Below are 14,851 nucleotides of genomic sequence, written 5' to 3'. Positions count from 1 at the left end.
TAGCCAAAGCTAACGCAAAGATGAGTTACCTGAGGGCTTGGAAGATGTTTCGGGAAATTCATAAGTCTGGTACTCCTAAATTTCATAAAAAGAATTATTCTGAGAAGTATCAGACCAATTGTCAGTATACAAAGAAAGCTAAAATGAATGCTTATTCCGGATCAGTCAAACTCCTAGATAATAAGCATATCAAGATTCCAAAATTGGGGACGTTGCGGATCAAAGGTTATAACAAAGAAATCTTTCGAGATAAAAAGGATATAAGAATTGGAACTGTGACTATTAGTAAAGACCCCTGTAACCGATATTTTATTTCACTTCAACTTGGCTCTGATACTCCCTTTGTGAATAAAAAGATAAAAACTGAAAGTAGCATCGGCATCGACTTGAATACCGATAACTTTCTTACAACAAGTAATAATATCGTGGTTGATAATCCTAGATTTTATCGAAAAATGAAAAAGAGATTATCTAAAGAACAGCGAACTTTATCACGTCGCATGAATCGAGCCAAAAAAGAACATCGGAAATTAAGAGAATCAAAAAATTACCAGAAACAGCGGCTTTTAGTATCGAAACTAAATACAAAAATACGAAATCAACGTAATGAATTCTTGAATGTTTTATCTACTAAACTTATCAATAGTCACGATTTGATAGTAGCTGAAGAATTGAGAAGTTCAAATATGTTGAAAAATCATGCTCTGGCAATGTCAATCTCCGACGTTGGGTGGAGAACATTTCTAAACATGTTAGCTTATAAAGCTGATTTATATGGTAGAAAATTTTTGACTATAGATCCAAAAAACACCACCCAAACATGTTCCAATTGCGGACATATCTTGAGCGGTGCTGACAAATTGACTCTAGCCGACAGACAATGGACTTGTCCAATTTGTCATAAATATCATCTTAGAGATCATAACACAGCTATCAATATCCTAAATAAAGGATTAGCACATCAGTAGAAGAACAAAGTCCGTTTGGCAACTTGCGGACTAAAAAGGCATCGGTAATTAGCGTGTAAGACATATCATCTTCGGATGACACGCAGTGCTGTATCTATGCAAATTGTAGCTAATAAACAGTTAGTGTGTTTATTACTTACAAGTCATGGACTTTAGTCCATGGTAGTTGACAATAGGAATAGAACATTAGATGTAACTTCTTTCATTAGTTGATAGACATTGAATGAGCTTAACCAGAATTTTAATGTTCAGGCTAAACACCCTCTTCTTTTTACACGTCCATTTTATATTTCTTTAGAAAACGTTTGCAACAATTTTTGATATTGTTTTATAATTATTTCTATTTTGAAATCAGTTAAATATGCTAAATCCTATTAAATACAATATAATTTTTAGTTATTTTCATCTAAAGCTGCACCATTAGTTTCAATAACATGTTTCATCCAGTTATATGACTTCTTAGGGGTTCGTTTCAAGGTTCCATTGCCTTTGTCATCCATATCAACATAAACGAAACCATGACGTTTCTTCATTTCACCAGTTGAAAGGGAAACAAGGTCGATTGGAGCCCACATTGTATAACCTAAACAAGGGATCTTATCTATGTTGATAGCGTCAGCCATAGCAGATAGGTGATCTTGAAGGTAATCGATTCGGTAGTCATCTTCAACGTAATCATTTTCGTCAGCTTTATCGATTGCACCCATATCGTTTTCAACGATGAAGAGTGGTTTTTGGATTCGATCGTAGATTTTGTTCAAACAATAACGCAAGCCTAAAGGATCAACAGGCCAACCCCAAGGAGTTTCCTTCAAGTAAGGGTTCTTATTGCAACCGACATTGAACCAATCGTCTTACCGGGACGAGTATTTTCTAGTAAATCAGTTATTGATACGCAATCATTGCCAATGATCTTTGTTGAGATACTTTTAAATCTAATTCAAAATAAATTGTAATTGGACCGTTAGAATTGATAGCAAAAACCACCTTGATTTATGAAATTAAGATGACTTTTTTTGAGACAATGCAAAATATAGATTTGGTGTCAATCCAAAACGGCAAAGTTAATTATAAATATTTCCATAATGTCGCCGTTTAAGATTGGACTAGTTGCTATAATTATTGATATCAAGTTAAGTGAATCAGTAAGGGGAAGCTATGATTTCAATTGAGGATCTATCTAAAAACTATGGTGGCAAAAAGGCTTTACAACAATTAACTTTGAATATTAAATCTGGGGAGATTTTTGGCTTTTTGGGCCACAACGGAGCTGGTAAATCAACGACCTTAAAATCTTTAGTAAGTATCATTGAGCCGACGAGTGGCACTATTACGGTTGATGATTTAGATCTAAAAGAACATCGTCAAACAATCAAAGAAAAAATTGCCTATGTTCCAGATACACCCGATATTTTCTTACAATTAACGGCTATGGAATACTGGGATTTATTGGCAGCAGCTTATGACCTATCTGAGAATGAGGTGAAACAACGACGTCAGAAATTAGTTGATTTGTTCAATATGGGAGAACACGTTGATGAAACCTTAGCTAGTTTTTCACACGGAATGCGTCAAAAGTCAGTTTTAATTGGGGCTTTGTTGTCTGATCCCGATATTTGGATATTGGATGAACCGATGCAAGGCCTTGATCCACAAGCGACCTATGATTTGAAACAACTGATGAAAGCACATGCAGCCAAGGGTAAAACAGTTATTTTTTCAACTCACAATTTGGATACAGCCCAACAATTGTGTGATGAATTGGCTATTTTGAAACAAGGCAAATTGATCTATAACGGTTCGGTTAATGATTTATTGGCTCAACATGATAATGAATCGCTTGAAAGTATTTATCTGAAGATGGCTGGACGTCAAGGTGATGGCCATTTGGTAGATGATATCGAGGGCGAAACTCATGAATAAACGACAATTGAAGGCTTTGTTTGCGGTAGATTTACGCTTGTTAAATCCACAGGTAACTGATCGCTATCGAAAAAAAGGGAAAACTGGGACCGTCTTAACTAAAAAATTACAGCAGCAATTTTTGATAAACACTTTAGTCTTTATGATGATCTATGGTTTTATGATGTTGTCGATGGACTTTAGTAAGTTACCAGGTATGTTTACTTTTTACACTCTGTTATTTATTCTTTTAGGATTTTCACAAAGTATCTCGGGAATTTATAATATTTTCTTTGCCGGTAAGGATCTAAATAGTTATTTACCGTTACCATTTCGTCAAAAAGAAATCTTTTTTAGTAAGATGTTGATCGTCTGCCTTAATATTATTCCCTTTACTTTGCCGATGTTTATTGTGTTTTTCATGACCAGTTTTCGGGCAGGAGTATTTGTACTGATAGCATTTTTGGTCTCAATCGTGGCGTATTTAGTTATTTTAGGAATTGTCTTGTTCTTCTGTTCACTGATTGTCTTTGCTTTGACCAAGACTAAAGTCTTTCAAAAGCATCAAAATATCGTCATGAATGCCTTTATCGCAATATCAACCATTATTGCAGTCGGAGGTATTCTGCTGACAAACAATAGTGGTACTAAGGCTAATTTTGATCGGCCAGCAATCAGTTTCCTTTTACCATTGTTTCACTTGATTAAAGAACCTTTTGCAATTAAGAGTCTGTTAGTGTGGTTAGTGTTGATTGTTTTACTGGTAGCCTTTGGTATTCCAGTTAAGTATGTATTATTGCCACATCTAAGTGAGCAGTTGACCCAAGTTAATACGGCAGCCTTGTCGCAAGCTAATAAACACAAGCGAGTCAGAAAATCAGGACTCAAACAGAATTTGGATTCATACAATCTACGTTTACTTCAAGAACCCAATTTGTTGTTACAAGTAGTAATGAATTCAGTTATGATTCCGTTGATCTTTATCTTTTCGTTTGCTTTTGCTAAAGTCCCCAGCAATTTATCGTTAAAATGGTTGGGCGTGTTTTTTGTAGCAGGAATATTTTATAGTACGTTTACGACTAATCAGGCAGCTTTAATCAGTAATTTGATCTCGTTGGATCGAATGAATTTGGAATTCGTCCGAACCTTACCAATTTCAATGTCTCAATATTTGAAACGCAAATTTGTGTTAGGATATCGAAGCCAGTTGCTAATAAATGTCGTCTTGATTTTAATCATGGCTTTGGTATTAAAATTGAACCTTTTGATGTTATTAGCAGTTTTACTAGGTAATATTTTAGGAACATATTTAGTTTGTCTGTATTATTTTAGTCGGGATTATCGTTTGCGTTTGACCAATTGGACTAATATCACCGAACTGTTCAATCGTGGCGGTGGCAATCTGGGGATGGTAACTTCCATGTTTGTCAGCATCATAATTGGTACGGCAGTAATTGTAGCCTATGCCGTGGCAATTTATTTCGTACCGCAAACTTGGTTAGTCAATGGAATCGTCTTTATCTTGCTAATTATTGGTTCGTGGTTGATCTATCGGCATTATCAACAAAAATTTTGGCGTCAATTTGAATGAAGAATTATTATACACTCATACAAAAAGACACAAATTCATTTTTGGATTTGTGTCTTTTATTTAGCTTCGAGCTCTTCTTTAGCGCTGCGTAACCAAGGATGAATTATCTTAATACCGTTGTTAAAGAGATAATCTATATAAACTAAAGCGGCGGCCTCTTTTGATGAGTTTAGACTAGTTTCTAATTTAGATAAGTAGGGTGGAATACCTGGCTGGTCCCAGGCAATTTTATCAGCTAAAAATAAAGCTAGATCAAAATCAGTAAAATTGCCTCTGAGCGTAGTATGGCATTTGATAGCACTGATAGTTTTGGCATCATTGATCTTGAAGCATTTCTTAACAATATAAGCTGATAATTTTTGATGAAGTAAAAGCGGAAATTCCTGTTCTTCTTCAAGAATGGGGATATTAAGCGCTTGAGATACCTCAAGTCGGCAGCTAGTGGGAATGAAGGCACTGATATCATGCAATAATCCGGCAATATAAAGATCTTCTTTGAACCAATTATCCAATTTTATGGCTTCTTTAGCGACATCCCAACAGTGCCGATAAGTGGAAAGGGTATTTGTTTGGCGATAGAAGTCAGCAATATTGGATTCGAGATTTTTGTGCTTATCCAGGTGATACTCTTTGATAAAATCCACGTAATCCATAATATTCTCCTTATCAAATCGAATTTCTTAGCTGATATTTGAAGATTGATTACTGGTAACTTATGGTTTAATTCTATCATTCAAAATGGGGACATCGGAGAGCATTTACCAAAATAATCTTTTCAAAATATGATTAGGATTTTATAATCCATATAATGATTATGTTGATTATATATATCTACAAGCGATAAATTATGCTTAATTTCAATAGTGATTTCAATTAAGCGAAGCTACTATTCCTTAAATTAACATTCAAATTGTTAATTAAAGGTTAAGAAAAAAATCTATTTGCTCTTAGTATTATAAAATATAAGTATAAAGATACTAAGTAGGTAGGTGTTTATTATGACAAGAATGGAGAAGTTAGTACACAGAAACAGAATGAATCGAGTTGGTTTCGTGATCACGCTCTTTAGAAGTTTTGTTGCTATAAGTGTAATTCTTATTGTTTGTCAATTCATGTTGTCGCTTAAATAGGACAATGGCAATTGATAGCAATAATATCAACTGTTGATTGAATGTAAATAACCAAAATTATTCCCAAACTAGAGAGTGAAGCAAACCGGTTAGATTCTGAGCAATTTCCAGGCTTGGAAATTTTCCGTCGGGTTTTGACAGATGATTTTTAGGTCGTAGCAATGCACAAGAATCTGGTTTGTGTAACTCGTTTCAAAAAGACAAAACATGGCCAGCTTTCGAATATTAAAAAACGACATCTCTGATTCAGCATTTTGAATCAGAGGTGTCGTTTTGTTGAACGGAAAAATCTATTTATTCCGTGTTTATGCTGCATATTTAATGGGAAATACAGTTGTGTCCCAGTCTATTTTAGTCATTTAGATGTTGAATCGCATAGTCAGCCTGTTCGGGTGTAAATTTTTCATTTTTATTTGAAATCAGCACTTCTCTGATCGTGGCTGGGGAAAAATGCAAATCTCTCTGATAGGCTTTAGCGGTGATCAACGCATTTTGATTGTAGTCGGCTTTTAAGTTGTCGACTGCATATTGAGCTTGTTGGGCGGTAAATTTTGACTTGGAAATCAATTGGTCGTAAATAGCCTGCTTGGACATGTTTTGGGAAGTGGAATATTCTTCGGCCTTCTTTAAAGCGTTCTGGTTATAGTTGGCCTTTAAATGTTTTAAAGTATATTGGATCGTTTCAGAGGAGAACTTGGCAGTATCGGCGGTTAACTGTTCTTTGATAGCTCGCTTGGACATGTGCATGACGTTGGAATAGTTTTTAGCCACAGTCAAAGCAGCGTGATACTGTTTGGGAACTTTTTGTTCAGTTGTCGTCTGATCAGTATTTTCCGACTTGATATTTGTGAAAGCAACCGGGATGATAATGATTAAAATTAAGCAGATGATGACCAAAAAGGTTAATTGTTTTCGATTCAATTTTGACCGTTGCCGTTTTTTAGACATAATTAATCATCCCCTTAGTTGAATAAATCCGTTTTGACTATATTATATGAAGATTATGGTATTTTTTACCAGATTTTAACTCCTAAAATTTCTTTTAATCCGGACAAAAGCACTGTCGGTAAAGCGGGGATGATGATCAGTAATGGATAGATCGTCAGTGGTAATTTAGCCGTACCCATGACTAGATTAAAAAAGGGGCTAATCGTAACAAGAATTGACGTCACTCCCGCAAAGATTACTGCCAAAATCAACCGAGGGTTGCTGAAGGGATTGCGGCGGAACAATGTCTTGGAACTTCTTGCATCGAAGACATGCCATAATTGGCCAAAAACTAGCGTCAAAAAGGCAATCGTCTGGGCTTCATTGCTAGTGAATCCTGAATGAGCAGCCCACAAAAATCCTAGATAAACTAGACCGCCCATGAATGTTCCTCTGATCAAAACTCTTGACCAAGTGTGATTGGCAAGGACTGACTCATTAGGGTCACGCGGACTTTCTTTCATAATATCTGATTCCGCCACGTCGTAGCCTAAAGCAAATGATGGTAAGGCGTCACTGACCATGTTTACCCAAAGGACCATTAAGGCAGTTAAAGTTGGCGTTCCACCAGCAACCTTACCGACTGTTTGACCGAACAACAACAGTCCTAATAGTAAAGCTAAGACTTCCGCCACATTGGTCGTTAATTCGTGACGCATGAAATTTTTAATATTGGCGTAGATCGTTCGGCCACTTTTGACGGATTTTTCGATCGTTGTGAATTTGTCATCTAAAAGGATCAAGTCGGCTGAATCCTTAGTAACTTCAGTTCCATTGATACCCATGGCAATCCCGATATCAGCTGTCCGTAAGGCAGGAGCATCGTTGACACCATCACCAGTCATCGCGACGATTTGGTTTTGACGCTGTAATTGTCTGACGATTCTTTGCTTATGTTCTGGGGAAACGCGTGCATAAATATTAGTTTTGAGAACTTTTTCAAAGAGTTGCTCGTCAGTCATTTTTTCGATGTCTTGGCCATTAATGACCGGGGCTTTTTTTGACTTGACGATTCCTAGATCATAGGCGATTGCCCGAGCTGTTTTTTCGTGGTCGCCAGTGATCATAACAACTTCGATGTTGGCGTCATTGATATTTTTAACTGATTGTTTTACTTCTTCACGTGGAGGATCGATGATGCCAGCAACACCAGTAATGATCAAATCAGTTTCTAACTTTACCACATCAAAATTCTGTGCCATTTCAGCCGTGACTTTTCGATACCCGACAGCTAACGTCCGCAAGGCTTGATCGGCGTATTGGTCGACTACTTGCATGAGTTTAGTTTCGCCGGCTAATGATTTGTCGATTTTACCGTTGTCCAAAATGCCAATACTGTTGCGCAAGAGAACATCAGGGGCACCTTTGGTATAAAGCACGAATTCGTCATCAGCTTTAACGATAACGCTCATCATTTTGCTGTCACTCGTGAAGGGCAAAGTGCGGACGATTTGACGATCTTTTAACAGTTCATCCTTGAAAAAACCAGCCTTTTGTCCCAAGACGTTGAGGGCTACTTCGGTGGGATTGCCAAAAGGTTTGTATTTGCCATCGATTTCTTTGACAGAAGCTTCGTTACAGAGAACGGCACCTGTCAAAAAAGGCGAGGCAGCGTCGATTTTGACACCAGAAATACTGCCTTGAGGATTGTAGCCACGGCCCGAGACGTCGTGAGACTGACCGTTGTCATAAAACTTAGTTACGGTCATTTCGTTTTTAGTCAGCGTTCCAGTTTTGTCGGAACAAATATAAGATGTACTGCCAAGTGTTTCAACACTGTTGAGGGATTTTATCAGTCCTTTATTTTTAGCCATTTTAGTAGCACCGATCGTTAAAACAATTGACAATACTGCTGGAAGAGCATCTGGAATTGAGGCTACGGCTAAAGCAATCGACGTGGAGAGAATTGAAGTGATGGAGTTGATACTGAATTCACCGGCACGAATGATACCGACGACAAAGGTAAAGATAACGATACCAGCAGAAACTTTCATTAAAACGTTAGTGAGCTGATTGATAGTCGCCTGCAGTGGGGAAACTTTCGTGTCTGTTTCTTGGATCATGCGGGCGATGTTGCCTAATTCAGTCTTTTCACCGATAGCAGTAACAACGCCGATTCCTTGGCCGTTAGATACGGTGGAACCAGAGAATCCCATATTGAAGCGGTCGCCAATTTCAACAGTTTTATCGATTGTTGTAGTATTTTTCAAAATGGCATCTGCTTCGCCGGTTAAGTGTGATTCGATAACTTGCAGTTCATTAGTATCGAGCCAGCGCACGTCCGCTTCGATAAAGTCGCCCATCGCTACTTTTAAAATATCGCCAATAGCTAAGTCAGCGGTGGGAATTTTTTGCCATTCGCCGTTACGTAAGACGGTAGCGAAACGATTGTTCATTTCTTTTAAAGCATCCAAACTTTTTTGGGCATTGATCTCTTGCCAAAATCCTAAAAAGGCGTTGATAATGATCAAAATTAGAATAGCAATCGCTTCATAAAGAGATTCTTTACCATGTTGAATGTTTGCTTGAATTTGGAAGGCATACCAGGAACTCAGAAAGGAGAGCAATACAGCGCCTAATAAGACAATTACGATTGGTTCTTTGAAACTTTTGAGAAAAATTTTCCAATATGGATCAGTTTTTTTCTCGGCTAATTGATTGGGGCCATGTTTTTCACGGCTTTGCCTCGCTTGTTTGGTCGATAAGCCGTTGGTAAGATCGACCGAAAAATTTTCTAAAACTGCTGCAGTTGATTGTTGGTAGAATTTTGTCACCTTGATTCATCCTTTCGTTTCGACAAAAAGAGCGCAACCCTCAAGAAACCTCCCTTACCCTCAGGAGTATGTCTTGAAGCTTGCGCTCAACCTGTCTTTTCTATGTACTTTTAGTATATCATCTGCCAAATATTTTCTCTATTCTCCAGTCTGAAGGTGAATTTTTAGAGTATTAATAATTATCAGGATTGTTAGACAAGAAGTATAATGAAAGCGAATACAGTTAATCGAGGAGAAATTTGATGTCAATTTTTGATGAAACGATCACATTAAACAATGGAGTAAAGATTCCTAAATTAGCTTTGGGAGTTTGGGAGATTCCTGATGACCAAGTCGCTGAGGCTGTTAAGAGTGCAGTTGATATTGGCTATCGTCATATCGATACAGCTCAAGCTTATGGTAATGAACGTGGCGTTGGCGAAGGAGTCCGTAATTGTGGCGTCAGCCGTGATCAAATATTCGTAAATTCAAAAGTCGCTGCGGAAATTAAGAATTATGATGAGGCTAAGAAATCGATCGATGAGACTTTGAATAAGATGGGTTTGGATTATTTGGATATGATGATCATTCATAATCCACAGCCATGGAAAGAAGTTAACCAAGGCAATGACCGTCACTTTGAGGGTAATTTGGAGACTTGGAGAGCCATGGAAGATGCTGTAAAAGCTGGTAAATTAAAGACTATTGGTGTTTCCAGTTTCAATAAGGAAGACTTAGATAATTTGATTAAGAACAGCGATACTAAGCCTGCTGTCAATCAAGTACAGATTCATATCGGTGATACACCAATGGATATTATCAAGTACTCACAAACAAATGATATTGCCGTTGAAGCCTTTTCACCGGTTGCCCACGGTGCTGCAATGAAGGATGAACGGATCAAACAGATGGCTGCTAAATATAATGTCAGTGTGCCTCAGTTGTGTATCCGTTACGATTGGCAGTTGAACATTATTGTTTTGCCAAAGTCAGCTAATCCAGAACATATGAAGTCTAATGCTGAAATTGATTTTGAAATCTCTGATGAAGATATGAAGACTTTGGAAAATATCGACCAAATGGATTATGGCGATGCTAGCGTCTTTCCAGTGTTTGGTGGCAAATTATAATATTACAAAATAACCGTACTTATTTCAGTGAAATTTATTACTGAATAAAGTGCGTTTTTTTTTATCTCAGGTCGTTACTTCAGTAAAAGGTAGACTGGGAATGTTATATTGGAGACGTATATTTTTACAACTAAATTGATTTTGAATAGGAGTCTGATGTATGAGTGATTTATTTGCGAACGGGTCAATCAATATCCACGGTGCCCGCGAGAATAATTTGAAAAATATCGATTTGAAGATTCCCAAACATAAAACGACAGTCTTTGCTGGTTTATCAGGGGCGGGTAAATCTTCATTGGTCTTTGATACGCTGGCGGCTGTTTCTCGTCGAGAACTCAATGAAACTTTTCCTAGTTTTACCCAGCAGTATTTACCTAAATTCGGTCAACCTGATTTTGATAAAATTGATAACTTACCGGTGGCAATCGTCGTAGAACAAAAGCCAATCGGTCGTAATTCGCGTTCGACTTTGGCAACCTATACTGGTATTTATTCTGTCTTGCGGTTGATGTTTTCTAGAGTCGGTAAACCTTGGATCGGCTATTCGGAATGGTTTTCATTTAATTTGCCACAAGGGATGTGCCCAAAGTGTCAAGGCTTAGGTTTTGTAGATGATGTCGATGAGAGTCAGTTGATCGATGAAAACAAATCTTTGAACGAAGGGGCCATGACTTTTACAGGCTTTCAACCGGGAACTTGGCGTTGGAATGAATATGGTCACAGTGGTTTGTTCGACCTAGATAAAAAGATCAAGGACTATTCAAAAGAAGAATATGATCTCTTCATGCATGCCCCTCGCCAAAAGCTCAAGAATCCACCAGCTGAGTGGGGTAAAACGGCCCTGTATGAAGGCTTAGTTCCGCGAATGATGCGTTCGGTGATCCACAGTGCCTCTGGTCGACATCATCAAGCTGCTTTGGCAAAAATCGTGACACGAAAAACTTGTCCAGTCTGTCACGGTACGCGCTTGAATAAAAAAGCCTTGGAAGGAAAAATTGAAGGTAAAAACATTGCTGAAGTGTGTTCAATGGATCTAGTCAATGTACTCAGCTTTTTGGATAGTATTTCTAATCCATTAGCTAAAACCATGGTCCGAGAACTTCGCAGTAAAGTTCAAGCTTTGGTGGATATCGGTTTAGGCTACTTATCGCTAAACCGAGGGACTGATACGTTATCTGGTGGTGAAGCTCAGCGAATCAAAATTGCCAAATATTTGACCAGTTCACTATCGGATTTAGTTTATGTTTTGGATGAACCAAGTGTTGGCCTGCACCCACACGACATTCAACTGATCACGCAATCATTAAATCTCTTAAAAGAACATGGCAATACGATCGTCTTAGTGGACCACAATCCGGCCATTATTCGGTCGGCTGATTACGTAGTCGAGATTGGTCCTAAAGCTGGAAAGGCTGGTGGTCAAGTCACTTTTACCGGTACATATCCAGAGTTATTGCAGTCAGATACGATCACTGGCAAGATGTTGCGAGAGCCGACGACCTTTAGAAAACCTAGAGAACCAAAAGCTTGGTTGGATGTTAAAAATGTCACTTCACATAATTTGCATGATGTCAGTGTCAAGATTCCAGAAGGTGTCATGACGATTGTGTCTGGCCCAGCTGGTTCAGGGAAGAGTACATTGGTCAATGCCATCAAACAAGAAGTTTCTGATCAAGACTATATCGACTTGAGTCAAGATTCAGTCGGTATCAATATTCGTTCGACGCCAGCTACATATTTGAAGATTTTGAATCCTTTACGAAAACTGTTCAGTGATGCCAACAATGTCTCGCCACAATTGTTTAGTTACAATGGCAAAGGGGCCTGTCCACGTTGCAAAGGGAAGGGCGTTACTATTACCGAAATGGCCTTCATGGATCCAGTTGTGCAGGTTTGCGAATTGTGTGGCGGTAAGCGTTACAGCCAAGAAGCTTTGCAATATAAGTACCATGGTAAAGATATTGCGGAAGTTTTGAACATGTCGATCAGTGATACTTTGGCATTCTTCAAAGATGTGCCAACCATATATAAGAAGGTCAGTCTATTGCAAGAAGTCGGCTTAGGCTATTTGAATCTCAGTCAGGCAATGACGACTTTGTCTGGTGGTGAAGTTCAACGAGTTAAATTGGCAATGGAATTGGACCACACAGGAAGTATTTACTTTTTGGATGAGCCAACGACTGGCCTGCATTTAAATGACACTAAACGTTTGATTGATCTCTTTGAAAATCTGGTTGATAAAGGCAACACGTTGATTTTGATCGAACACAATTTGTCCTTGATCAGTCAAGCTGACTGGTTAGTTGATATGGGTCCGGATGCTGGTAAGTATGTCGGTCAGATCTGTTTTGAGGGAACGCCAAAAGATAGTATGAAACAGGTTGATTCCCGGACTGGTGTAGCCTTGAAACAACAGATCGAAAAATATAATGAGATAAAATAATTTAAAGAGACTGTACTAACCGAATATCTTCAGTTGGTACAGTCTCTTTGCTTTTTTAACTATTTTTAATAACTAAGCCAGTCATAACGTCAGCACAATCTTCACAAGCATTTAAAACTTTTTCAAAGCTAGCATATAATTTCTGCCAACGGATCACATTGATTGGATCCTTCTCTTCGGAGAATAATATTGCCATATTTTTAGTGTATAAGTCGTCGCCTAGAGATTCGATGTGATTGGCATTTTCAATATTTTGATTGAGCGTTTTAGAATTTTTGAAGTGAGAGAATTCTTTAACCGATTGCTGTACGGCCTCAACTGCTTCACAGATCAGATCGATAAATTCTTTAGTATGGGGGCGCATTTCTTGAATATTAAGGTAGGCGAATTCATATGTCAGGCCATCGATACCATCGATAATGTTGTCGAGTTTATCAGTCAGTTGGACGATGTCCTCACGGTCGATCGGGGTGATAAAGGAAATGTATAATTCGTGCATGATTTTTTTGACATCATCGTCGCCATCATTTTCGATCTGGTGGACTTGTTCGCTCTTTTGGGTCCAGTGTTCTGAGTCGAATTCAGTAACGATGTGGTTGAGCGCATGGCTAGCTTCCAATCCATCGCTGGCAAGGTGTTCCATGGCTTTAAAGAAGTCGAATTCCTTTTTTCGTAGCATTTGATTTTCCTCCTAAAAGATGGCCATAAATAATTTAGCCATTAAGTAAGCAATGATCCCACATCCTGGGAAAGTCAGTACCCAAGCGAGTACCATGTCTTTGACAATGCTCCAATCGACTGATGAAAGTCGTTTAGCGGCGCCGGCTCCCATGATGGCGGTCGTTTTCGTATGGGTAGTTGAGACGGGGATACCAAAAATCGAAGATAAGAACAAAGTGATAGCGGCACTCAAGTCAGCGGAGAAACCTTGATACTTTTCTAGCTTGACCATATCCATTCCGACTGACTTGATGATCCGCATGCCACCGACCGAAGTTCCGATCCCCATCGTGACGGAGCAGAGGACCATGACCCAGATAGGGATGTTAAAGCCACCGCCAGTTTTTCCGACTAGATGGTTGTAATACAGCGTCAGCATGAAGACACCCATGAACTTTTGTCCATCTTGCGCTCCGTGCAAAAAAGCCATTGCCATAGCACTGAAGGCCTGACCGATAGTGAAGATTTTGTTGGAAAGAATCCGATTGACGCCACGAAAAATAAAGATGATCAGTTTAGTGATCAAATAACCGCCACCGAGTCCTAAAACGGTCGAAACCACTAGGCCAATTAAGACTTTCCACCATTCAGTTGCATTAACAGCCTGAAGACCGCCTAAAGCCATTGCGGCCCCAGTCAATCCAGCAATCAACGCATGCGACTCACTAGTTGGGATTCCAAACCACCAAGCAGCAACTGACCAAGTAACAATCGCAAATAAAGAAGCTGCCAAAGCAATTTGGCTAGTATTGCCGGCACCATCAAAACTGACGATATTACTAATGGTTTCCGCCACTTGAGCATTGAACAAGGTCATCACTAAAGCCCCGAGAAAGTTCATGATCACCGCCATAACAATTGCGACATGGGGTCTGAGTACTCGAGTTGAAACCGCGGTGGCAATAGCGTTGGGAGCGTCGGTCCAGCCATTGACAAAGATAACGCCCATTACTAGAACGATAGTTACGATTAATGCAATCGACATAAGAACACCTACTTTTTAATGGATGTTGGAAGGCCGCTTAGCCTTAAAATATCAATAATGTAAGCGATTCCTTTATAAAAAGGATACCATGAACTTTACTCAAAACACATATTCAAATTAATAAATGACAATTAATTAAAAATTATAAGATAATTTTATAGTTATTAGTTGATATGCTTGAATTAGATATTTTAAAGTGCAACACAAAAGTTAGACAAAATTAAATATTGTTAAGCTGCTAA

The 14,851-nt window shown here is 38.5% G+C and carries 10 protein-coding genes and 1 pseudogene; 5 read left to right on the top strand and 6 right to left on the bottom strand.

Going from position 1 to position 14,851, the window contains the following annotated elements:
• On the top strand, positions 1–968 hold a 968-nt coding region (locus tag FD29_RS04565; protein ID WP_157049382.1), incomplete at its 5' end, for an RNA-guided endonuclease InsQ/TnpB family protein.
• Positions 969–1,360: 392 nt separating this feature from the next.
• Here FD29_RS04565 and FD29_RS04560 read toward each other — a convergent pair.
• Positions 1,361–1,822 (bottom strand): annotated as a pseudogene (locus FD29_RS04560) (family 1 glycosylhydrolase); the annotation flags it as partial.
• Between the two features lie 304 nt (positions 1,823–2,126).
• On the opposite strand from FD29_RS04560, the gene FD29_RS04555 reads away from it, so the two are divergent.
• Together FD29_RS04555 and FD29_RS04550 are read left to right on the top strand one after the other, a co-directional pair.
• Positions 2,127–2,891, top strand: coding sequence for an ABC transporter ATP-binding protein (locus FD29_RS04555; RefSeq protein ID WP_057887777.1), 765 nt, complete (start codon positions 2,127–2,129; stop codon positions 2,889–2,891).
• Positions 2,884–4,461, top strand: a complete 1,578-nt coding sequence (locus FD29_RS04550; RefSeq protein WP_057887776.1) for a hypothetical protein — start codon at positions 2,884–2,886, stop codon at positions 4,459–4,461. Before FD29_RS04555 ends, FD29_RS04550 begins: the two co-directional genes overlap by 8 nt.
• Positions 4,462–4,517: 56 nt before the next feature.
• On the opposite strand, the gene FD29_RS04545 is transcribed toward FD29_RS04550, so the two are convergent.
• The 3 genes from FD29_RS04545 to FD29_RS04535 form a co-directional block, all read right to left on the bottom strand.
• Positions 4,518–5,114 (bottom strand): HD domain-containing protein, encoded by a 597-nt coding sequence (locus FD29_RS04545; protein ID WP_057887775.1) that lies wholly within the window; start codon positions 5,112–5,114, stop codon positions 4,518–4,520.
• 828 nt (positions 5,115–5,942) lie between these two features.
• A complete protein-coding gene (locus FD29_RS04540; RefSeq protein ID WP_057887774.1) occupies positions 5,943–6,539 on the bottom strand; it encodes an Ltp family lipoprotein in 597 nt (198 codons plus the stop codon).
• A gap of 65 nt (positions 6,540–6,604) precedes the next feature.
• The gene (locus FD29_RS04535; RefSeq protein WP_057887773.1) at positions 6,605–9,352 is read right to left on the bottom strand and encodes a cation-translocating P-type ATPase; all 2,748 of its coding nucleotides are present in this window, start codon (positions 9,350–9,352) and stop codon (positions 6,605–6,607) included.
• 242 nt (positions 9,353–9,594) lie between these two features.
• On the opposite strand from FD29_RS04535, the gene FD29_RS04530 reads away from it, so the two are divergent.
• Positions 9,595–10,461, top strand: a complete 867-nt coding sequence (locus FD29_RS04530; RefSeq protein WP_057887772.1) for an aldo/keto reductase — start codon at positions 9,595–9,597, stop codon at positions 10,459–10,461.
• Between the two features lie 160 nt (positions 10,462–10,621).
• Positions 10,622–12,904 (top strand): ATP-binding cassette domain-containing protein, encoded by a 2,283-nt coding sequence (locus FD29_RS04525; RefSeq protein WP_057887771.1) that lies wholly within the window; start codon positions 10,622–10,624, stop codon positions 12,902–12,904.
• A gap of 55 nt (positions 12,905–12,959) precedes the next feature.
• On the opposite strand, the gene FD29_RS04520 is transcribed toward FD29_RS04525, so the two are convergent.
• Positions 12,960–13,583, bottom strand: a complete 624-nt coding sequence (locus FD29_RS04520) for a DUF47 domain-containing protein (protein WP_057887770.1) — start codon at positions 13,581–13,583, stop codon at positions 12,960–12,962.
• Positions 13,584–13,595: 12 nt separating this feature from the next.
• Positions 13,596–14,609, bottom strand: a complete 1,014-nt coding sequence (locus FD29_RS04515) for an inorganic phosphate transporter (protein ID WP_057887769.1) — start codon at positions 14,607–14,609, stop codon at positions 13,596–13,598.
• Positions 14,610–14,851 lie beyond the last annotated feature (242 nt).

The organism is Companilactobacillus mindensis DSM 14500 (assembly GCF_001434275.1).
Lineage (GTDB): Bacteria > Bacillota > Bacilli > Lactobacillales > Lactobacillaceae > Companilactobacillus > Companilactobacillus mindensis.
This window is presented reverse-complemented; position numbering and strand designations above follow the sequence as displayed.